This window comes from Streptomyces sp. NPDC002206, from assembly GCF_053593595.1.
The window spans coordinates 70589-91237 of record NZ_JBSFCW010000026.1 but is presented as its reverse complement, the minus strand read 5'-3'; the positions used below and the strand labels follow the sequence as shown (position 1 = coordinate 91237).

General features: G+C 71.3%; 20 protein-coding genes and 2 pseudogenes. 11 read left to right on the top strand and 11 right to left on the bottom strand.

Annotated elements, in window-relative coordinates:
* Positions 1–205 (top strand): hypothetical protein (locus ACWCP8_RS31745; RefSeq protein ID WP_451119606.1); only part of this gene is annotated, 205 nt, incomplete at its 5' end.
* Here the strand turns inward: ACWCP8_RS31745 and ACWCP8_RS31740 are convergent.
* From ACWCP8_RS31740 to ACWCP8_RS31730, 3 genes and pseudogenes are all read right to left on the bottom strand, one after another.
* Positions 135–359 (bottom strand): annotated as a pseudogene (locus ACWCP8_RS31740) (glycoside hydrolase Chb); the annotation flags it as partial. The gene ACWCP8_RS31745 and the pseudogene ACWCP8_RS31740 overlap by 71 nt on opposite strands.
* A 35-nt stretch (positions 360–394) precedes the next feature.
* Entirely contained in the window at positions 395–715 is a 321-nt protein-coding gene (locus tag ACWCP8_RS31735; RefSeq protein ID WP_451119604.1) for a GNAT family N-acetyltransferase, read from the bottom strand.
* A gap of 82 nt (positions 716–797) precedes the next feature.
* Complete coding sequence (locus ACWCP8_RS31730) at positions 798–1643, bottom strand: LLM class F420-dependent oxidoreductase (RefSeq protein ID WP_451119602.1); 846 nt, start codon at positions 1641–1643, stop codon at positions 798–800.
* 181 nt (positions 1644–1824) lie between these two features.
* Between ACWCP8_RS31730 and ACWCP8_RS31725 the strand changes: the two genes are divergently transcribed.
* From ACWCP8_RS31725 to ACWCP8_RS31715, 3 genes are all read left to right on the top strand, one after another.
* Positions 1825–3369 (top strand): CehA/McbA family metallohydrolase, encoded by a 1545-nt coding sequence (locus ACWCP8_RS31725; RefSeq protein WP_451119600.1) that lies wholly within the window; start codon positions 1825–1827, stop codon positions 3367–3369.
* A 371-nt stretch (positions 3370–3740) separates the two neighbouring features.
* Positions 3741–4379, top strand: coding sequence for a DNA polymerase ligase N-terminal domain-containing protein (locus tag ACWCP8_RS31720; RefSeq protein WP_451119598.1), 639 nt, complete (start codon positions 3741–3743; stop codon positions 4377–4379).
* Positions 4376–5026: an endonuclease gene (locus ACWCP8_RS31715; RefSeq protein ID WP_352265301.1), complete on the top strand. Its 651-nt coding sequence runs from the start codon at positions 4376–4378 to the stop codon at positions 5024–5026. Before ACWCP8_RS31720 ends, ACWCP8_RS31715 begins: the two co-directional genes overlap by 4 nt.
* Before the next feature lie 112 nt (positions 5027–5138).
* Here the strand turns inward: ACWCP8_RS31715 and ACWCP8_RS31710 are convergent, their stop codons facing one another.
* Positions 5139–7808, bottom strand: coding sequence for a GNAT family N-acetyltransferase (locus ACWCP8_RS31710; RefSeq protein WP_451119596.1), 2670 nt, complete (start codon positions 7806–7808; stop codon positions 5139–5141).
* Positions 7809–7904: 96 nt separating this feature from the next.
* Between ACWCP8_RS31710 and ACWCP8_RS31705 the strand changes: the two are divergent.
* The 6 genes and pseudogenes from ACWCP8_RS31705 to ACWCP8_RS31680 form a co-directional block, all read left to right on the top strand.
* Positions 7905–7980: pseudogene (locus ACWCP8_RS31705) on the top strand (siderophore-interacting protein); the annotation flags it as partial.
* A 49-nt stretch (positions 7981–8029) separates the two neighbouring features.
* Positions 8030–8260, top strand: coding sequence for an Lrp/AsnC ligand binding domain-containing protein (locus ACWCP8_RS31700; protein WP_451119594.1), 231 nt, complete (start codon positions 8030–8032; stop codon positions 8258–8260).
* 96 nt (positions 8261–8356) lie between these two features.
* Positions 8357–8872, top strand: coding sequence for a DUF3995 domain-containing protein (locus ACWCP8_RS31695; protein ID WP_451119592.1), 516 nt, complete (start codon positions 8357–8359; stop codon positions 8870–8872).
* A complete protein-coding gene (locus ACWCP8_RS31690; RefSeq protein ID WP_352265297.1) occupies positions 8862–9368 on the top strand; it encodes an RNA polymerase sigma factor in 507 nt (168 codons plus the stop codon). The genes ACWCP8_RS31695 and ACWCP8_RS31690 overlap by 11 nt, the downstream gene beginning before the upstream one ends.
* Complete coding sequence (locus tag ACWCP8_RS31685; RefSeq protein WP_352265295.1) at positions 9365–9859, top strand: hypothetical protein; 495 nt, start codon at positions 9365–9367, stop codon at positions 9857–9859. Before ACWCP8_RS31690 ends, ACWCP8_RS31685 begins: the two co-directional genes overlap by 4 nt.
* 79 nt (positions 9860–9938) lie before the next feature.
* A complete protein-coding gene (locus ACWCP8_RS31680) occupies positions 9939–10397 on the top strand; it encodes a hypothetical protein (RefSeq protein WP_451119590.1) in 459 nt (152 codons plus the stop codon).
* Between the two features lie 99 nt (positions 10398–10496).
* Here ACWCP8_RS31680 and ACWCP8_RS31675 read toward each other — a convergent pair whose 3' ends face one another.
* The 5 genes from ACWCP8_RS31675 to ACWCP8_RS31655 form a co-directional block, all read right to left on the bottom strand.
* Positions 10497–11960 (bottom strand): aldehyde dehydrogenase family protein, encoded by a 1464-nt coding sequence (locus ACWCP8_RS31675; RefSeq protein ID WP_451119588.1) that lies wholly within the window; start codon positions 11958–11960, stop codon positions 10497–10499.
* On the bottom strand, positions 11957–13696 hold the full coding sequence (locus ACWCP8_RS31670) for an N-acyl-D-amino-acid deacylase family protein (protein WP_451119586.1): 1740 nt from the start codon (positions 13694–13696) through the stop codon (positions 11957–11959). Before ACWCP8_RS31670 ends, ACWCP8_RS31675 begins: the two co-directional genes overlap by 4 nt.
* A 152-nt stretch (positions 13697–13848) precedes the next feature.
* Positions 13849–14970: an LLM class flavin-dependent oxidoreductase gene (locus ACWCP8_RS31665; RefSeq protein WP_352265288.1), complete on the bottom strand. Its 1122-nt coding sequence runs from the start codon at positions 14968–14970 to the stop codon at positions 13849–13851.
* Positions 14971–15084: 114 nt separating this feature from the next.
* Positions 15085–15870, bottom strand: a complete 786-nt coding sequence (locus ACWCP8_RS31660) for an SDR family NAD(P)-dependent oxidoreductase (protein WP_356000117.1) — start codon at positions 15868–15870, stop codon at positions 15085–15087.
* 11 nt (positions 15871–15881) lie between these two features.
* Positions 15882–16829: an LLM class F420-dependent oxidoreductase gene (locus tag ACWCP8_RS31655; protein ID WP_451119583.1), complete on the bottom strand. Its 948-nt coding sequence runs from the start codon at positions 16827–16829 to the stop codon at positions 15882–15884.
* Positions 16830–17109: 280 nt separating this feature from the next.
* Here ACWCP8_RS31655 and ACWCP8_RS31650 point away from each other — a divergent pair, with 280 nt between their 5' ends.
* Positions 17110–17547 carry a VOC family protein gene (locus tag ACWCP8_RS31650; protein WP_352265284.1) on the top strand — a complete coding sequence of 146 codons (438 nt, stop codon included), beginning with the start codon at positions 17110–17112 and terminating at the stop codon, positions 17545–17547.
* 11 nt (positions 17548–17558) lie between these two features.
* On the opposite strand, the gene ACWCP8_RS31645 is transcribed toward ACWCP8_RS31650, so the two are convergent.
* Positions 17559–18320, bottom strand: a complete 762-nt coding sequence (locus ACWCP8_RS31645; protein WP_352265282.1) for a class I SAM-dependent methyltransferase — start codon at positions 18318–18320, stop codon at positions 17559–17561.
* 389 nt (positions 18321–18709) lie between these two features.
* The gene (locus ACWCP8_RS31640; RefSeq protein WP_451119581.1) at positions 18710–20632 is read right to left on the bottom strand and encodes an AMP-dependent synthetase/ligase; all 1923 of its coding nucleotides are present in this window, start codon (positions 20630–20632) and stop codon (positions 18710–18712) included.
* Positions 20633–20649 lie beyond the last annotated feature (17 nt).

Sequence of the window (20649 nt, the reverse complement as noted above, 5' to 3'; positions counted from 1 at the left end):
GGTGCTGGCTGGTGCGGCGATCAACCTGTTCCCGTCCGACGGGGACGCCCCGGAGCTGCCGCTGCCGCTCGGGACCCGGCTGTACGTGCTGGCGCCCCTCCTGCATACGTACCGCTACCGCTTCCCCTGCCCGGTCAGCGGGCGACCGCCCTGGTCGCGCCGCTGGTGGCCGAGCCGCTCGCGTGGCCCGTGCGGCGGGCGGTGACCTTCACGGTGATCTTCTGGCCGCGCTGGGCGGATTTGAGCGCCGGCGAAGACTTGGTCGCTCCCTTGATCGCCTTGCCGTTCGCCTACCACTGGTAGGCGAACGAGGTCGGGGCCGGCGTCCATGTGCCGTGACTCGCCTTGAGGGTGCGACCCGCAGGAGGCGCACATATATGCGGGCGTGACTGATTCAGTCGCCGTGGCGGGGAAGGGCGGCCGCGGCGCCCTGTTCCATCGGGAACCGGTAGACCCTCGACCCCCTTGCCCGGAGGCCGAGGCGTTCATACAGCCGGTTCGCCGCCTCGCGGTCCGGGCGGGACGTCAGGTCGACGGTCCGGGCGCCCGCCTTCCGCGCGAGGTCCAGGGCTCTTTGGGTCAGCGTGGCCGCAACTGCCTTGCCCCGGGCGGAGACATCCCCGACGACGTCCTCGATGCGTGCCCGGACCCCGGTGAGAGCGGGGAACAGCGACAGGGTCAGCGTCCCGACGATCTCACCCCCGTCCCGAGCCACCGAGCACGGTGTTCGTCTCGCACCGCATCACACGGTCGATCGCTGCGTCGAGGTGCAGGTCGTCCGCGAAGGCCTACCGAGGTCACAGATACTGCGCGTACGCGTCCAGCGTGCGCAGTACCTCTGCCTCCCCCGCCGGGGGCAGTTGCAGCACGACCTCCTCGATGCCCAGCTCCGCGTAGTGCGCCAGCTTCCCCGCGCTCGGGAGCACCGCGTACGGCACCACCTGAAGCTGCTCCGGATCGCGGCCCACCGACTCCCAGGCCGCGCGCAGCACGGGCACCGACTCCGTGAGCCCCCGGCCGCCGATCGGCAGCCAGCCGTCCGCGTACTCCGCGATGTGGGCGAACAGCTTGGGGCCGGCCGCGCCGCCGATCAGGGTGCGCGGGCCGGACACCGGGCCGCGCGGTTTCTGAACCGGCTTCGGGTGCGCATGGCTGGCCCGGACCGATCCGAACTCACCCTCGTACCCCGTGGGTTCGTCCGCCCACAGGGCGCGCATCAGCGCCATCCGGTCGCGGCCCAGCTCCCGCCGCGTCGACCAGGTCACCCCGTGGTCCGCGGCCTCCTCGACGTTCCAGCCGAAGCCGAGGCCGAGCGTGAACCGGCCGCCGGAGAGATGGTCGAGCGTGGCGATCTGCTTCGCCAGGTCGATCGGGTCGTGCTGGGCGATCAGCGTGATGCCGGTGCCGAGCGCGAGGTGTTCCGTGACCGCGGCGGCCTGGCCGAGGGCGACGAACGGGTCGAGGGTGCGGCCGTACTCGGGCGGAAGTTCGCCGCCCGCCGGGTAGGGGGTGTCCCTGGTCACCGGGATGTGGGTGTGTTCGGGCAGATAGAGCCCGGCGAATCCGCGCTGTTCGAGTTCGCGCGCGAGCCGTACCGGCGTGATCGTCCCGTCGGTGAGGAAGATCGTTGTGGCAATCCGCATGCGAGGGCACCTCCGTCGTCGTCTGGCCCCAACCTATGCGGTGCCGGTCAGGACGCCCAGGACCTCTCGGGTCCCGGTTCTTGTCCGTGAACCCTCCTCCGTTTGCCGTGAGTTCATGGCCCCACAGCAAAGTTCGGGTCCGTCACCCGCGTCACTCACGACACCCCGGGGAGCCACTCGCATGACCGGATCGCAGACCCCGCAGAACGGCCCGCTCGGCAGGCGCGGCCTTCTCGTCGGGACCGCCGCCACCGCCCTAACGTTGTCCACTGTGAGCTTCGCGAACGCCGCGCCCGGCAAGGACAACGACCAGGGTGGCGGTACGGACCAGGCCGATCCGACGAAGACCGTGCGCGGCACCCTGCCGACCGGGTCGCCCGACTTCGTCTATCTGCCGGTCGAAGTACCGGGCGGGGTACGGGAGATCGCCGTCTCGTACACGTATGAGAAGACGCCCGTCCCGGCCGGCACCCAGGGCAACGCCCTCGACATCGGCATCTTCGACGAGCGCGGCACGGAGCTGGGCGGGCGCGGATTCCGTGGCTGGTCCGGCGGGGCGCGTGCCGGCTTCTTCATCCGGGCGGACGAGGCGACGCCCGGTTATGTCGCGGGTCCGGTGCGGGCCGGGACCTGGAACATCGCGCTGGGCCCGTACACCGTCGCGCCCGAGGGGCTCCCGTACGAGGTGACGATCACCCTCCGCTTCGGCGAGCCCGGCACGACGCCGACGCCCGGGTACCCGCCCGAGCGCGCCAAGGGCCGGGGCCGCGCCTGGTACCGCGGCGACTGCCATCTGCACTCCGTCCACTCGGACGGCAAGCGCACCCCCGCCGAGATCGCCACCGCCGCGCGCGCCGCCGGGCTCGACTTCATCAACAGCAGCGAGCACAACACCCACACCGCGCACAGCGCGTGGCAGGGGCTGTGGGGCGACGACCTGCTCATCCTGACGGGTGAGGAGATCACCACCCGCAACGGCCATGTGATCGCGGTCGCCACGGACCCGGGTACCTTCGTCGACTGGCGCTACCGGGCCCGCGACAACCGCTTCGGGCACTACGCGAAGGCCGTCCGCCGGGCGGGCGGCCTGGTCGTCCCCGCACATCCGCACGCCACCTGCATCGGCTGCCACTGGAAGTTCGGCTTCGGTGAGGCGGACGCGGTGGAGGTGTGGAACGGGCCGTACACCCCGGAGGACGAGATCGCGCTCGCCGAGTGGGACAACTCCCTCGTGGCGGCCGTCCGCGCGTCGCAACCCTGGGTCCCGGCGATGGGCAACAGCGACGCGCACCGCGAGCCCGACAAGGTGGGCCTGCCGCAGACCGTCGTCCTCGCCGAGGAGCTCTCGCGCGCCGCGATCGTCGCGGGCATCCGGTCCGGGCACTCGTACATCGCCGAGTCGTCCGCCGTCAGCCTCTCCTTCGGCGCTTCGGGCGGGCGGGGCGGGCACGCGGGGATCGGTGAGCGGCTGCGGGCCGACGCGGACAGCCCGGTCACGGTACGGCTGGAGGTGACCGGGGCCCCCGGCTGCACCGTCCACTTCGTCACGGACCAGGGCACGCTGTTCACCACAGCACTGCCGGAGTCGGGCTCGGGCACGGTGGAGTGGCGTACGACTCCGGCGTACGCCGCCTATGTCCGCGCCGAGGTCCGCCACCCGTCAACCGTGCCGGGGCTGCCGGGAGCGCCGGCGGCGCTCACCAATCCCGTGTTCCTGGAGGGTTAGGGGCAGCCCCTGGCCTCGCCGTTTCGGTCGGGATGAGGCGGAAGTGGGGGAAGCACGAAAGTGCCTTCTGAGCTGGGGCGATGAGCCTTGTCGAGGGGTTCTGTCGGTCCAAGCCCTGCCCGCCCTTCCGGGTCTCCGGTTCCCCGCTCCCGTTGCCGCGCCGCATCGTATGTCCCCTCGGATATGCCTCGACATCAAGAGATCAATGAGTCAAGAGAGGAGCCTGCGGGAGAGTCATCTCGACGTCAAGATACTTGATGTCAACATACATGTACGGTGCCTGCCCACGCCGTCCCTGTGCGCTTCACCGCCGGGCGCGACACAGTGGAAGGGGGACACCGGGCGGGCCTGCCGGGAGGAGGTGTCCGGACATGACCGGCGAAAGCGACGACCGGCTCCGGGACTACCGCGGCAAACGGCACTTCGACGCGACTGCGGAGCCACGCGGCGACGACGGACGGACGGGTGCGGCACCCTGCTTCGTCGTCCAGATCCACCAGGCGCGGCGCATGCACTTCGACTTCCGCCTGGAGGTCGACGGCGTACTGAAGTCATGGGCGGTGCCGCGCGGCCCTTCGGAGAACCCGCGCGAGAAGCGGTTGGCCGTCCCTACGGAGGACCATCCGCTGGAGTACCGCACGTTCGAGGGAGTCATCGCGAAGGGCGAGTACGGCGGCGGCACGGTGATCGTCTGGGACCAGGGCACCTACCGGCCGCTCAGTCACGACCGCTGGGGTGCACCTGTGCCGTTCGAACAGTCCCTGGAGGACGGGCACGCGACCTTCTGGCTCGACGGCACCAAGCTGCACGGCGAGTTCGCCCTCACCCGCTTCAAGGGAGGCGGTGGGAACGACGCCCCGGGCGAGGAGATATGGCTGCTGATCAAGGCCAGGGACGGGCGCGCCACCCATGACGGGCCGGGCACACCCGACCCCTACCGGGCACGTTCGGCCCGTACGGGGCGCACTCTGCAGCAGGTCGCCGCCGAGGAAGGGGGCGGGCCTTCATGACCGCCCGCAGGACCATGGAGTTCCTTCTCAGCCGCTACGGCACCACCTATGCCGCCGAGGCCGGCATCCAGCTGCGGAACACACCGCAGTCGCTGTACCAACTCCTCGTACTCAGCGAACTGCTGAGCGCCCGCATCCGGGCGTCCGCGGCGGTGGCGGCGGCACGCGCGCTGTTCGCCCACGGCATGCGGTCGCCGGAACGGATGATCGGGTCGACATGGCAGCAGCGCGTCGACGCTCTGGGCGAGGGCGGCTACCAGCGCTACGACGAACGCACCGCCACCCAGCTCGGCGACGGCGCACAGCTCCTGCTGGTCGAGTACGGCGGTGATCTGCGGCGGCTGCGCAAGGAGGCCGACGGCGACCTGGACATCCTGCGGGCCGGGCTGCGCAGGACCCCGGGCATGGGCCCGGCCGGTGCGGACATCTTCGTGCGCGAAGTGCAGGCCGTGTGGCCGGAGACGGCACCCTTCCTGGACGCGAAGGCGCTTCAGGGCGCCGAGAAGCTGGGACTGCCCGCCTCGCCGGCAGAGCTCGCACGGCTGGCGGAGCAGGTCGACGACCGCGGGCCGGCCGTGCTCGCGGCGGCTCTGGTGCGCGCCGCGCTGGACAAGCACATCGTCGAGGAGGTCGGAGCGCGGGCCTGAGGGGCGGCCCGTCGGTGCGGGCCCGGAGCGCATGTTGCCCGAGGGCGGACCGTCGGCGCGGGCCCGGAGCGCGTTTCCGGCGGGGTGGGCCGACCGGCAGCCCGTCGGCCCCCTACGCCCCCGCGGCAGCCGTCCGGCTCAGGAACGCGAGCCGGGCCCGCTTCTCCGGCTTGTCGATCTCCGGGCCCAGCTCGAAACCGGCCCGGACCATCCGGGCGACCCCCTTCGCGTTGCGGGCGTCGGGCTCGACGACGATCCGCAGATGGGCGGGGTCGCTGAAGACGTAGTCGATGAGTACGGAGAGCAGCGCACCGGTGAAGCCCGGTTCGGGTCCGGCGGTGCCGGTGGGCCCGATCAGCAGGTGGACACCGTGGTCACCGGGCTGCACGTCGTAGCACTGGCCGAGCGGGTCGGCGTCCGGCTCGTACGTCTGGAAGAGCGCGACCGGGACGCCACCGCGGTACGCGAGGCAGGCGTGGTGCGTGGTGAGCGAGTCCAGGAACTCATAGGTCTCCAGGACCTGTTCACGGCTGTACCCGCCCATGCCCCAGAAGCGGGCACGGTCCTCGGTGACCCAGGCGTGGAGCACGTCGAGGTCGCGGGCCGGGTCGACGGGGACGAGGCATACGGTGCCGAAGCCGTCGACCTTCCGTTCGTACACGGCGGACTCGGCTCTCGTCCCGGCGCTTGTCCCGGCACTCACGTCAGGTCTCTCCTCCTCTCGGTGCAGCAGATTCCACTCCGTGACGACGGGGACGAGCTCCCCCCGTACCCATAGCGGCAGTTGATCACGATGGTGCGCGCCTCCGGGGACTCCGGACGCCCCGAACGGGACCACCCAGAGGCTGTCCTCGCGCCGCGCCAGGTCCCATACGTAGCGGGCGGCGGGGCCGCGGGCGCTGCGGTCGGTGACACCGGGGACGCTGGACGTGGACAGCACGCAGTCGTGGTCGCCCGCGAGCCCCGGCCGGTTCTCGTCGGAGTCGGCACCGGGCAGCGCCTGCCAGGGCGAGAGCCGGTGCAACTCGCCCCAGGGACGTGTCACTTCCGCGCCGGCGACGCGCTCCATCGCGCCCGCGACCACCGCCATCCGGTCCGCGTGCGTCAGCGGCCCGTCCTCCCCCGTCAGCAGGCCCTCCAGTGCGTAGGCGATCCTCGGCACCGTCGCCAGCCACGGGCGGAACAGTTCCGGGTACGGATCCGAGTGCGCCGAACCGTTCAGCGGAGCGAGCGCCGGGTGGGCCGCCAGCCGGTGCACAACCTCGGCGCGCAGCGCCGCGTACAGCGTGGCGTCCGTGCTGTCGGCGTCCATCCTCCGGTCCCAGCGCAGCAGCCGGTCGCGCTGCCGTACGGCCTCCGGGCCGTCGAGCTCCGCCACCTCTTCCAGCAGCCTCAACAGCGGACCGGCCGAGGCGAGATGGGTGTCCATGTGGAGGGCCGCCATGTCCCTGGCGGTCCAGCGGCCGGACTCGTCGAGCAGTTCCTGTATCCGGTCGGCGCGGTGCGGGGGTGCGAACTCGACGCCGAACGGGGCGGCGATCCCCCGCTGGTTGGCCATCACCGCCGCGCCGTGGACGTCCGCGCGCGTCATCGGTGCGTGGTGGCTCCGCCAGGCGTACGCGGCGTCCCAGGCGGGCACGGTGCGCAGCCGATTCGCATGCGGGCGCAGCGGCACGCGTCCGGCGACCCGGTGCAGCGTCGCGGCCGCCGTGTCCGCCGCCAGGACCACATTGACGGGCTCCACCCAGCGGTCCAGGGCGACGTCGAGGTCGGCGACCGTGCGGGCGCGGAGCAGCGCGGGCAGGGCGTCGAAGCCGAGTTCACCGGTGACGCGGGGCGGGTGGCGGAGGCTGACGGCTTCCTCGCCGGTGTCCGGGCCGCCGGTGATCACCGGGCCGCGGGCGGTCTCGACGACCTCGACGGTCACGGGGGCGGCGCCCGCCACGTCGATGGTCTCGGTGTGGGCGGCGGCCGGCTCCCAGCCGGCGGGACCGAGCGCCTGCACCCCACCGGCCGACGTACGCCGCAGCCGTTCCCGGTAGAGGTCCTGGTAGTCGGCCATGGCGTTGGTGATCGCCCAGGCGACCTCCCCGGTGTGCCCGAAGTGTGCGATGCCGGGAACGCCGGGTACGGCGAGGCCCACCACGTCGAACTCGGGGCAGGCGAGCCGGATCTGCTGGTAGACGCCGGGGGCCTCGATGAACCGGTGCGGGTCGCCCGCGATGATCGCCGCCCCGGTGGCGGTGCGCTCGGAGGTGACGAGCCAGCCATTGCTGCCGGAGGTGCCGGGGCCGTCGGTGGCGAAGAGTTCGATCGCGTCGTCGCCCAGCCGGCGGGCGACCTCCTCACGCCAGAGCTTGGTGGGGAAGCCCGCGAACAGGATGTGGGTGGCGAGCCAGACACCCAGCGGGGTCCACGGCTGCCAGGTGCCCGGGGCAAGCCCGGCGGCGGCGAACTCGGGCGCCTCTCCCGCTCCTTCGCCCAGCCCCGCGTTGACGCCGTCGACGTACGCCCGCACCCAGTCGGCGGTCTCCGGAGCGAGGCGCTCGAAGCAGCGGCGGGCGGTGTCGTCCAGCCGGGCCCGGCGGGCGAACCGGTCCCACTCCACGGCCTCCGCACCGAGGAAGGCGGCCGTCGTTCCCTGCACCCGGTGCCGTTCGACCTCGATCTGCCAGGCGCGGTCCAGAGCGGCGTTGCGGCCCTGGGCATGGGCTAGTTCACGGGCTCCTGGCGCACGCAGGTGGGGTATGCCCCAGTCGTCCCGGTAGACCTCGTTGCGCATGCTGTTCCCGCCCTTGCTCGACTCCTCAGCCCCCAGAATTTTTAGGTTAGCCTAACCTAACGTGATCTGAGATGGTTCCCCGGTGAGGAGACAGCCGTGGGGCATGGCTGGGAGGGCATCGTCCTCAAGCTGATGCGCGGGAGCGACTTCGAGTTCACCGTGACCGGGGGCCGGCCGGCCCTGCTCTTTCTCCGGGTCGCCCCGCCCACCACGACGCGGCGGTGGCCGCACTCTGCCGTCACCCGGAAATCAGCTACGTCTCCACAATGCTGGGCAGGGCCGACATCTTCGCCCAGGCTCTCGTCCGGGACGACAACGAACTGTGGAGTTTCCTGCAGAACCAGGTGCGCCCGCCGGAGGGGGTCCTGGACACCGAGGCGGTGCTCGAAGCGGCCCTCCACAAGCTGTGGTTCAACGGCCGGGTGCCGCTGTCACCGGCCCCCGCACCATGAATCGCCACACATCGCTCTGGCCGGGGAACGAATCCCCGGTCCGGCTCCTCTGTGGGGTGACGCATCCCGTCACCCGTTCTTCGCAGAGGAGCCTTCATGCGCCCGACCCGCCCCACCGCCACCCCCACCGCGCTCGCCGCCACCATCGCCACGGTCCTGACCACGGACGCCCTGCTGCACCTCTTCTGGTCCACCGGCTCCACCTGGCCCGCGCAGGACGTCACGACGCTCTCGTACGCGGTACTGGGCGCCGACGTGCCGTTCACCCCGCCGGTCCTGCTCCCCCTGGCCACCATGCTGCTGACCGGATCCGCACTGGTCGTGGCCCGCGCCCGGCTCGGCCGCCGCCACCGCCTCGGCCGACTCCTGCAGGCCGCGACACTGGCCGTCGGCTGCGGTACGGCGGTCCGCGGACTGGCGGGCGCCGCCTGGGCGTTCGGCGTACGGGCGGGTCTCGACGACGGGGCGGGAGACACGTTCTACTGGCTCAACCTGGCCCTGTACACGCCCCTGTGCCTGGCCATGTCCGTGGCCGCGTTCCGCCTGGCGGCAACGGACGACTTCACGAAGAACGAGGCCGCGACGGAGGAAGCCCCCGACCGTGTCCGATGACCACGACCGCGCGATGCTGCTGGTACGCGCCGCCCAGCGCGGCGACACGATCGCCATGAACGAACTCCTCGACCTCCTCACCCCGTACGCGGGCCGCATCTGCGCGCCCATCGCGCTCGCCGACGGACCGGACGCCGTGCAGGAGACCCTGGTCGCCGTCTTCCGCGGTCTGCGGACGCTGAAGGACCCGGCCGCGCTGTACGGCTGGGTGCGCGCGATCGCCTGCCGCGAAGCGGTCCGCGTCGCCCGCCGCACCGCCCGCGCCGTCCCTGCCGACCTCACCTCGCTGCCCGGCCGCGGCGACCCGCAGCTGGTCGCCGACATCGACGACACCCTCGCCCGGCTCTCCCCCGAACACCGCGCGGTACTGGTCCTGCGCGACATCGAGGGCTTCGACGAACAGTCCGCCGCCGCACTGCTCGGGCTGCGCGTAGGCACCGTGAAGTCACGGCTGCACCGGGCCCGGGACTCCTTCAGGAAGGCATGGTCGTCATGACCGACAACCACCCCGCCCCGGGCTCCGCGCCACGGCCCACTGCAGCCGGCCTCGACCCGGTCCGCCGCCTGCACGCCCTCGCGGCGGGCGTCCGCGGTGCCCGTGTCACCACCCGTGAGATCGCCGCCCCGTACGACACGATCGCCCCGCTCCTCGCGGACCTGGACGGCGAACTGGCCCACCTGGTCCCGGACATGCGCGGCCTGCGCCTGACCCGTGCGGACGGCGACCGCATCGAGGCCGTGGCCGTGGGCCGCCTCGGCCTGCGGGCCCGCTTCGACGGCATCCGCCGCCCCGGCTGGGTATGGCTGCAGAGCCGCTTCCTCCTGATCGGCATGGCGGCGACCCCGTCCGCCACCACCCCGGATCACACCCTGGTGGCATTCACCGGCGGCGTGCGCATCCCGCGTCACGCGGCTCTGCTTCCCGTGGCTGTGGGGCGGGCGGGGCGACGGGTGCTGGGACGGCTGGAGGAGCGGGTCGGCACGTAAACGACCACCGCAGCGCCCGCATGCCGCGCTGCGCGCGCAGGAATGAACAAACCATCACACTGCACTCTGCATCGGGGACATGGACGAAGGCACTTGGATCGTCAGCTTTCCAGTCCGCCTTCTGATCATTACGTGCAACGGCCGGGGCTCCTACAGGCGCACGGTCCCCGACCGGCACGGCTTTCCACGGCTGATGCGCCCCGGAGTCAAGCAGCATTTCAAATTCGCGACAGGAGACCTGGCAATCGCCACCGTTCCGAGCGGGAAGAGAGCCGGGACTCACGCGGGACGCATCGCGATCCGCAGCGATGGCTACTTCAACGTGCGGACCGCCTGCGGACTCGTACCAGCCATTCACCACAGGCTGCGGCCGCACGTCCAGCTGAGTCATGAAGAGGACGATATGCGCTGCGATATCCACATCCGGAGCGCACGACTCCGGCATCTCACCCTTGGATTGATTGGCCAATTGTCGCCGACCGCAGGTGAATTGAATGTGAATATCGCAGATCTCCACCCAATCGACGGTCCGGCTTGATTGGATCGCTGCACGAGAACCACAGCACTGTCTGGTTTATGCTGATTCGAAAATTTCCCGCGGTTGTCCGTCATCCGGACAGCCGCGCCGTATCGATGCTCAGCCCGGCCAGACGATCGCCTGCACTTCGCTGTACGCGTGCAGCGCGTACGAGCCGACGTCGCGCCCGACTCCACTCCTCTTGAACCCGCCGAACGGGGCCTCCATGTTCCGGCCGATCGTGTTCACCCCGACCCCGCCGGCGCGCAGCCGCCGCGCCACCCGGAAGGCCCGGGCCACGTCCCCGGACCACACGTAGTCGATCAGTCCGTAGTCGCTGTCGTTGGCGAGTGCGATGCCTTCCTCCTCGTCGTCGAAGGGGACGACCACGACGACCGGGCCGAAGATCTCCTCCTGGACGACCCGCATGTCGTTGGTGCAGTCGGCGAGGAGCGTCGGCGCGACGTAGAAGCCGCAGTCGACGCGGGAGGGCCGCTTACCGCCCGTGACCACCCGCGCGCCCTCCTTCCGACCGAGCTCGACGTACGACTCGATGCGGTCGCGGTGGGCGGCGGAGATGACCGGCCCGACGACCGTGCCCGGCGCCGCCGGGTCGCCGACCGCCAGACGACCCGCATAGGCGACGAGTTTCTCGATCAGCGCGTCGTGGCTGCCGCGCTGGACGAGGACGCGCGTCGGAGCCGTACAGATCTGTCCGCTGTAGAAGGAGAACGTCGTGCCGATCCCCGCCACCGCCGCGTCCAGGTCGGCATCGTCGAGGACGATCGCGGCGCCCTTGCCGCCCAGCTCCATCAACTGCCGCTTCATCCCTCGCCCGCACACCTCGGCGATGCGCTGTCCGACGGACGTGGAGCCGGTGAAGCTGACCATATCGACGTCCGGCGAGTCGACGGCCGCCTCGCCGGCCTCAGGGCCCGAACCCGTGACGACGTTGACGACGCCCGGCGGCACGCCCGCCTCCGCGAGGGCTGCCGCCATCCGGTAGACGGAGAGCGGGTCCTGCGGGGCGGGCTTCACGACGACCGTGTTGCCCATGGCGAGCGCGGGGGCGACCTTGCCGGCCGGGTTGGCCCACGGATTGTTGTACGAGGTGATGCAGGTGACGACGCCGACCGGCTGGCGTACGGCGACCGCGCCGAAGACACCGGCCCGGCCCATCGGACCGGCCTCGTTGATCTGCGGCGCGATCGCCTCCTCGACCGGCTCCAGGGCGCCCCTCGCGTACCGCCGGAAGCGGGCCGCCCCGACGGCGACCTGCATGGACCGGGCCGTCCCCGTCGTCGCGCCGCTCTCCGCCCGGGCGAGTGCGGCGTTTGCGGCGAAGTCGCGTTGCATCAGGTCGGCGGCGCGGTCGAGGATCGCGGCCCGCTCCTCGGGGCGGGTGCGGGACCATGCGGGGAAGGCCTCGCGGGCCGCCACGGCCGCCGCGTACACCTGCTCGCGGCTCGCCTCGGGTGCGAGACCGACGGCCTGCTCCGTGGCCGGGTTGATCACCTCGTAGTGGCCGTGGTCGGGTTCGGTCCACTCTCCGCCGATGAAGAGGCGCTGGGGTGCGGTGGTCATTGCGTGCTCACCGTCCGGGTGTCGCGGCCGGAGCGGAGCACCGTACCGGGGACCGCGCCGGTCACCTTGTCGTCGCGCAGCGTCTCGACGCCGTTGACACGGACCGACACGATGCCGATGGCCTTGGAGTCGAGGCGTGGGCTGTCGCCGGGCAGATCGTGTACGAGGGTGGCGGGCCCGGCGTCGATGCGCTCGGGGTCGAAGAGGACCAGGTCGGCGTGGAAGCCCTCCCGGATCCTGCCCCGGTCGCGCAGCCCGAAGAGCCGGGCGGGGTCGTCGGTGAGCATCTTGACGGCCTGTTCGAGGGGGACGAGTTTCCGGCCGCGCAGGCAGTCACCGAGGAAGCGGGTGGTGTACGGGGCGCCGCACATCCGGTCCAGATGGGCGCCCGCGTCGGAACCGCCGAGCAGGACGTCCTCGTGCTGCCAGGTCTGCTGCCGCAGCGCCCAGGAGTCCGGGTCGTTGTCGGTGGGCATGGGCCACAGCACCGTACGCAGCTCGTCGGCGGCGCAGATCTCCACGAGGCAGTGGAACGGGTCCTGGCCGCGCTCGGCGGCGATGTCGCGTACGACGCGCCCGCTGAGGCCCTCGTTCGCCGCGCCGTACGTGTCTCCGATGACGTACCGGCCGAAGTCGGCGAGGCGCCGGAAGACACCGGCCTCCTTGCTGTCGGCGCGGCGGAGCAGCTCGGCGCGGGTGGAGGCGTCGCGGAGCCGCTCGATCCGTTCGGGGACGGGGAGGGAGAGGATCTCGCCCCAGCCGGGGATGAGGTTGAGGGCGCAGAACGTGCCGAGCGACATGTTCATGGGGGTGAGGATCGGCATGGTGAGGGCGACGATCCGGCCGCCCGCCCGGCGGGCGCGTTCGCTGGGGACGAGCTGGCGCGGTACGCGTTCGGGGACGGCGGCGTCGACGGTGAGGACGTTCCAGTTGAGGGAGCGGCCGGCGGCGGCGGTCATGTCGACGAGGAGGTCGATCTCGTCGTCGGAGAACTGGTCGAGGCAGCCCGCGACGATCGCTTCGAGCTGGGTGCCCTCGTGTTCGCCGACGGCGCGGGAGAGGGCCAGGAGCTCTTCGGGCAGTGCGTGCCGGGAGGCGACGGGCTTGCCGTCGCCGTCGGAGTGGGTGGCGGACCGGGTGGTGGAGAGCCCCCAGGCCCCGGCGTCCATGGCGTCGTGGAGGAGCCGCAGCATCGCGTCGAGCTGGCCTGGTCCGGGCTGTCCGCCGACCGCGTCGGCGCCCATGACGTGCCGGCGCAGGGCGCAGTGGCCGACCATGAACCCGGCGTTGACGGCGATCCGCCCTTCGAGGGCGTCGAGGTATTCGCGGAAGGTGGACCAGGACCAGTCGACGCCTTCCTCCAGGGCCTTGAGGGCCATCCCTTCGACCTTGGACATCATGCGCCGGGTGTAGTCGGCGTCGTCGGGCCGGTCGGGGTGGAGCGGGGCGAGGGTGAACCCGCAGTTGCCACCGGCGACGGTGGTGACGCCGTGGTTCATGGACGGGGTGGCGTACGGGTCCCAGAAGAGCTGGGCGTCGTAGTGGGTGTGGGGGTCGACGAAGCCGGGGGCGAGCACGAGTCCGGTGGCGTCCTCCGAGGTCACAGCCTCCTCAGTGAGGGTGCCGGGCTCGGCGATGACGGCGATGCGGCCGTCGCGGATGCCGAGGTCGGCAACGTACGAGGGAGCACCGGTGCCGTCCACGACGGTCGCTCCGCGGATGAGGTGGTCGAGCATGTCGGGTTCCCTTCTGATCTGTACGGGATGCAGCCGGGGTGCGTACGACCGCGGTACGCACCCCGGCTCGCGGAGCGGCGGTCCGGGAAGACGCCGCTCCAGCTCGAGCCCCTCCGGCGATTGAGGAGCGGGGATCCGGGGGCAGCCCCCGCCTAGGCCGCCGTGCGGAAACGCGTCGTCCGGTGCACCGGATCCGTATCGATCTTCGGAATCACATGCTCACCGATCAGCCGGATCGAGTTCATCGTGTCCTCACGGCTGATCCCGATCGGCAGCCCGAAACTCAACTGATCCGCCCCCGCCTGCTCCCACCGCCGGCACTGCCGCAGCACCTCGTCCGGGTCACCGCAGATCATCAGCTCCTCGGCGATCAGCAGCTCGATGATCTCCTCGCTGTACTCCGGCAGCAGCTCCGGCCACTCCGGAATGCCTTCGGGCCTCGGGAACGTGTCGTGGTAGCGGAACAGCAGCGACTGCAGGTAGTTCAGCCCGCCGCCGACCGCGATCTCCACGGCCTCGGCGTGCGTCTCGGCGCATATGGCCGTCGACGTCACCATGACGTTGTCGTTGACGAAGTCACCGACCGGCTCCGCGTCCTTGACGGCCGTCTTGTACGACTCGACGACCCACTCCATGTCGGAGACCTTCTGCACGCTGAACCCCAGCACGCCGAGCCCCTTCTTGCCGGCCATGGCGTACGAGGACGGCGACCCGGCCGCATACCACATCGCCGGGTGCGACTTCCCGTACGGCTTCGGCAGGATCTTGCGGGGCGGCAGCGACCAGTGCTTGCCCTGGAAGCCGACGTACTCGTCCTGGAGCCACATCTTGGGGAACTCGGCGATGGTCTCTTCCCAGAGTTCCTTGGTGTGGTTCATGTCGGTGATGCCCGGCATGAACCCGAGGATCTCGTGGCTGCCGGCCCCGCGCCCCGAGCCGAACTCGAATCTCCCCTCCGACAGATGGTCGAGCATGGCGACCTTCTCGGCCACCTTCACGGGGTGGTTGACGGGGGCGAGGGGGTTGAAGATGCCGGAGCCGAGGTGGATCCGTTCGGTGGCGTGCGCGAGGTACCCCAGGTACACGTCGTTGGCCGAGAGATGCGAGTACTCCTCCAGGAAGTGGTGCTCGGAGGCCCAGGCGTACTTGAAGCCGGACTTGTCCGCCTGGATGACGTACTCGGTCTCCTCGATCAGCGCCTTGTGCTCCGCCTCGGGGTCGACCTCGGCGCGCGCGGCGGGTACGTACCCCTGCACAAACAGCCCGAATTCCAAGGGGGTTCACCGTCCTCAATCATTTCTGACACATCGTCAGATTGTGATGCGACCGACTGTTCCACCGACGGTCCGACCCGTCAATAGCTGACGTCTCGTCAGCCATGGGCGTCCTCAGAAAAGGCTGACACCCGCCAGCCACCCGCCGTCGATGACGAACGGCTGCCCGGTGATGTACGAGGAGTCGTCCGAGGTCAGGAAGAGTGCCAGGGCCGCCACCTCCTCCGGCTTCCCGATCCGCCCGAGCGGCACGAGCTTCTTGTAGAGCCCGGCCACCGCCGCCCTGGACTCCTCCGGGTCCGCGGCCGGGTCCAGCACGGCCGGGTTGGTCATCGCGGTGTCCACGGCCCCGGGGCAGACGGCATTGACCCGTATCCCCTTCGCCGCGAGCTCGACCGCCGCGACCCTGGTCAGCCCCAGCACGGCATGCTTGGTCGCCGCGTACGCCCCCACGAAGGCCATCCCCGTGAGCCCCGTGTACGAGGCGGTGTTGACGATGGTCCCGCCGCCCGCGGCCTCGATCTCGGGCGCGACGTTCTTGATCCCCAGGAAGGCGCCGACCTGGTTGACCTGCACGACCTGCTGAAACTCCTCCAGAGGCGTGGACACCAGCTCGTTGAAGCGCAGGATCCCCGCGTTGTTGACCAGACCGTCGATCCTCCCGAAGGCGTCCTTGGCGGCGGCCACAGCGCGCCGCCACTCCTCCTCCCGGCTCACATCGAGATGCACGAACCGGGCGACCCCCTCCCCCAGCTCCTTCGCCAGGGCCTCCCCCTGGTCGTCGAGCACATCGGCGATCACCACCCGGGCGCCCTCGGCGACGAAGAGCCGCGCCTCCTGCTCGCCCTGCCCACGCGCCGCGCCGCTGATGAGGACGGTGCGCCCATCCAGCTTGCCCATGTCCCTGCTCCTTACTGCTGGTCGAGGTACGGAGCGACATCGGCGGCGAACGCCGCCATCTGATCGGTCAGTTCGCTACGGCTCCGGCTGCGGAACCGCACCTGGATCTGGTGCACGCCCATCGCCCCGTACGCGCGCAGCGATTCGGCGAGGGCCTCCGGCTTCCCGCTGAGCGTGGGCCGCCCCACCGCCCACGCCGGCTCCCCCACGTACAGCGGCTCGGTGATGGCACCGACGACCAGCGGCTCCTCGATACCGGCCTCCTCCCGCAACGCCCGCACTCCGGCGATCTGCTGCGGCAGCCGGTCCCTGGGATCCCCCTGCGGCAGCCAGCCGTCCCCGCGCAGCGCGGCCCGGCGCACGGCGGCGGGCGAGGAGCCGCCCACCCAGACGGGCACCCGCTCCTGCGCGGGCCGCGGCCGCTGCCCCAGCCCGCTGAACGAGAACCGTTCCCCGGCGAACTCCGGGTACTCCTCCGGCCCGAGCGCGGCCTTCAGCGCGTCGATGGTCTCGTCGAGCACACCGCCGCGCCCGTCGAAGTCCGCCCCGAGCGCCTCGAACTCCTCCCGCACATGCCCGGCTCCGACCCCGAGGATCAGCCGGCCGCCGGACAGATGGTCGAGGGTGGCGTACTGCTTCGCGGTGGCGAGCGGGTGGCGCAGTCCGACGACGGCGACATGGCTCATCAGCAGAACGCGTTCGGTGATCCCCGCAAGGAAGGCGAGGGTGGCCACCGGGTCGTACCAGACGGTGCTCATGACCTCGGCGAGCCGTCGAGGAATCGCGACATGGTCGCAACTCGCCAGATAGGCGAAGCCGGTGCGGTCGGCGGTGCGGGCGATCTCGGCGAGATCACCGGGCCCGGCCGAGGCCTCCCACGCTTCCGTATAGATGGTGCTCTGCGACTGGACCGGGAGCTGCATCCCGTACGACAGCCGCCCGGCGGGCAGTATCGGCACCGGGTCGCCTCCCTTCCTCCGTGTCCGCCCCGACCTGATCTGACGTTCCGTCATTTTTCGGAGCGGGTGCCATCGTCGTACCTGACGGTGCATCAGACAAGAGGAAGGAGGGAACAGCGGATCCATCGCCCGGGGCGGTAGCCGGACAGCCGTTGGCCGGCGGTCGAAACCGGTACCGCCCTCGGCCGATCGAGATCACGCCCGGCGCGAGTCCGGCGCCGCCCGGGTGTCGGAGGCGCGCGATACGGTCCCCGTCATCGCCCCATACCCAGGAGGAACCATGTCGACCAGGTGGACCGTGACGCTCGACTGCGCGCATCCGGCCAGGCTGGCGGAATTCTGGGCGCTCGCCCTCGGCTACGTACCGAAGCCTCCGCCCGCCGGTTTCGTGAGCTGGGAGGAGTGGTTCGCCCACCACGGCATCCCGGAGGAGGAGTGGGACGACGGCGCGTACCTGTGCGATCCGGACGGGGTGGGCCCGACGCTGTCCTTCCTGAAGGTGCCGGAGCCGAAGGTGGCGAAGAACCGCGTGCACCTGGACGTACAGGCCGGCGGCGGCCGCGAGACGCCGTGGGAGGTGCGGTGGCCGCGCGTGACCGAGGCGGTCGCGCGCCTGACCGCCGCCGGCGCGACCGTGGTGCGCGAGCACGAGATGGACGGCCGCCCTGATCACGTGGAGATGACCGACCCGGAGGGCAACGAGTTCTGTGTGCTCTGACTCCGGCTCCGTCACACCGTGGGTGACCCACCGGGCGGTGTCTGCGCGTCGCGGCGGAACAGGGCCGTCCACAGGAACGGCTCGCCGAAGTACGGGGACTCGGGCGGCTCGTCGTGCATGCGGCGCAGTTCGACCTCCGTCAGGTCGGAGAAGATCCGGCGCAGGGACTCCGGCGTGTAGGCGAGTCCGCCGTGGAGGCCGGACCGGCGGTAGAACTCCGCGTCGGGGAGTTCGGAGCCCATCCCTCCGGCTGCGAAGCAGGTGAGGGCGAGGTGGCCGCCGGGGGCCAGGGCGCGGTCGAGCAGGGCGAGGTAGCTGATGCGGCGGTGCGGCGGCAGGTGGTGGAAGCAGCCGGAGTCGTGGATCAGGTCGTACGGGCCGCCCGACTCGGCCTCGGTGACGGCGAAGGCGTCACCGCAGCGGAACCGGATGTCGGCCCCGGCCTCACGGGCGCGCTCCTCGGCCCAGGAGATGGCCGCCGGGGAGAGGTCGACGGCATCCACCTGGAAACCCAGAGAGGCGAGATGGAGAGCGTTACGGCCGGGGCCGCACCCGAGGTCGAGCGCCCGGCCCGGCGTGATCAAGGACCGGTCGAGGTACGAGACCAGGTTCTCGTCCGGCTTCGCCACGAAGAACGGCACCGGCTTCGAGCGGTCGCCGTAGAACCCGTCCCACCAGCCGGCCCCGTCCGCCGTCCAGCGATCGGCCTCCGGCGCGAACAGGCCGTCCATCAGCTTCAGAACGTCGTCGATCGTGCGTATGTTCCGGTCCATCGGATCCCCTTTCACGATGGGGAAACGGTAGAACCGCAGGACGTGAATGCCCAGCTCAGGGGCGATGGCACGGAGTCGTGGACGGCCGCCCGAGAGGCCGCGGGGGGCTGGTGGCCCCCACCAAGCCCAAGGCCGTTGCCGCAGCGTCGCGCACCCCCCACCGGGCGCCGCCGAGGGGGCGTCCCCGGTGACGCTCCCGCATGTTTCCGCACGAGTTTGCGCACCAGCTCCTGGACACCCGGCGCGCCTTGCGCCTGCCTCATGGCCGACGGGTGGTCCCGCCCGCCGGCCCGTCCCCAGTAGCGCCGGAGGACCCGGTGAGGGCCGGGACGGGCCCAGGGCGGACCCGAGTGGGCCCGCCTTGCACGGTCACGCCCAGGTCCGGGTCCCTACCTCCGGTACAGCGCCTCGATCTCCGCCTCGAAGTCCCGCAGGATCGCATCCCGTTTCAGCTTCAGCGACGGTGTCAGATGTCCGCCCTCCTCCGTGAAGTCCACCGGCAGCACGACGAATTTACGGATCGACTCGGGGCGCGAGACCAGGCGGTTGGCCTCGTCGACCGCGCGCTGGAGCGCGCCGCGCAGCTCCTCGTCCGCCACCAGGTCCCGGATCGGCACGTCCTGCTTCTTGCGCATCTGCCGCCAGTGCAGGAGCCCGTCCGGCTCCAGGGTGATCAGGGTGGTGATGAACGGGCGGTTGTCGCCGACCACCATGCACTGGCTGACCAGCGGGTGGGCGCGCAGCCAGTCCTCCAGCGGCGCCGGGGCGACGTTCTTACCGCCCGTCGTCATGATGATTTCCTTCTTGCGGCCGGTGATGGTGAGGTAGCCGTCCTCGTCGAGGGCGCCCAGGTCGCCGGTGGCGAACCAGCCGCCGTCCAGTGCGGGGACGGGCGCGCCGCGTTTGGTGTCCCAGTAGCCGCGGAACACCTGCCCGCCGCTGAGCAGTACCTCGCCGTCGTCCGCGATCCGCACGGCGGTGCCCGGCAGCGGCCAGCCGACCGTGCCGAGGCGCGGTTTGAGCGGTGGGGTGACGGTGGCGGCGGCGGTGGTCTCCGTCAGCCCGTACCCCTCGAAGATCTCGATGCCCGCGCCCGCGTAGAAGGCGGCGAGGCGGCGCCCCAGCGGGGAGCCGCCGCAGATCGCGTACCGGACGTGCCCGCCGAGGGCCGCCCGGATGCGGCGGTAGACCAGTGGGTCGTACAGGGCCCGGGCGGCCCGCAGGCCCCAGCCCGGTCCGGGTCCGGTGCCGTGTTCGGCGGCCTCGACGGCCTGTCCGTACCGCTGGGCGATCCTCGCGGCGCGGTCGAACGACGAGGCTCGGCCCATCTTCTCGGCGGTGGCCCGGCCGGTGTTGTAGACCTTCTCCAGTACGTACGGGATGGCCGGCAGGAACGAGGGCCGGAAGCCCGCCAGGTCGGCGAGGAGGTCCTCGGTCCGGATGGACGGGGCGTGGCCGAGCCGGACCCGGGCGCGCAGACAGCCGATCGCGACCATCCGCCCGAAGACGTGCGACAGCGGCAGGAAGAGAAGGGTCGAGGCCGGTTCCTTGCTGACCGATTTGAAGACGGGGTGGAGGAGTTCGATGGCGTTGTCGACCTCGGCGAAGAAGTTGCCGTGGGTCAGGACGCAGCCCTTGGGACGCCCGGTGGTGCCCGAGGTGTAGATGAGGGTGGCGGGTGACTCCGGTTCCAGGGTGGCCCGGCGGGCGGCGACCGCGTCGTCGGGGACGTCCCTGCCGAGCGCCTTCAGCCGACCGAGTGCGCCGGTGTCGAACTGCCAAAGGTGGGCGAGATCGCCGAGCTGTTTGCGTTCCTGGCTGATCAGTCGACCCTCGTCCGCCGTCTCCACGGCGCAGGCGACAGCGCCCGAGTCCTGGAGGATCCAGCGGGCCTGGAAGGCGGACGACGTGGGGTAGATGGGGACGGTGACGAGTCCGGCGGCCCAGCCCGCGAAGTCGAGCAGCGTCCATTCGTACGTCGTACGGGCCATGATCGCGATCCGGTCGCCGGCTCGCAGGCCCTCCGCGATCAGGCCCTTGGCGACGGCGAGCACCTCGCCGGCGAACTGTTCAGCCGTCACGTCCTGCCAGCTGCCGTCCGGCTGCTTGCGGCTGAGGACGGCGTCGCCCGGGGCCTCGCGGGCGTTGTCGAAGGGGATTTCGGCGAGCGATCCGCGCCGGACGGGCGGCGCGATCGGCGGTACGGAGACCTGCCGTACCGATCCGTCCGCCGCCCTGACCTTCGTCGGCTCGACCAGGGCGGGTACGGCGGCCGTCGCGGCAGGTGCGGCGGCAGAGGCTGACGTGGACACGAGCGGCTCCTCAACAG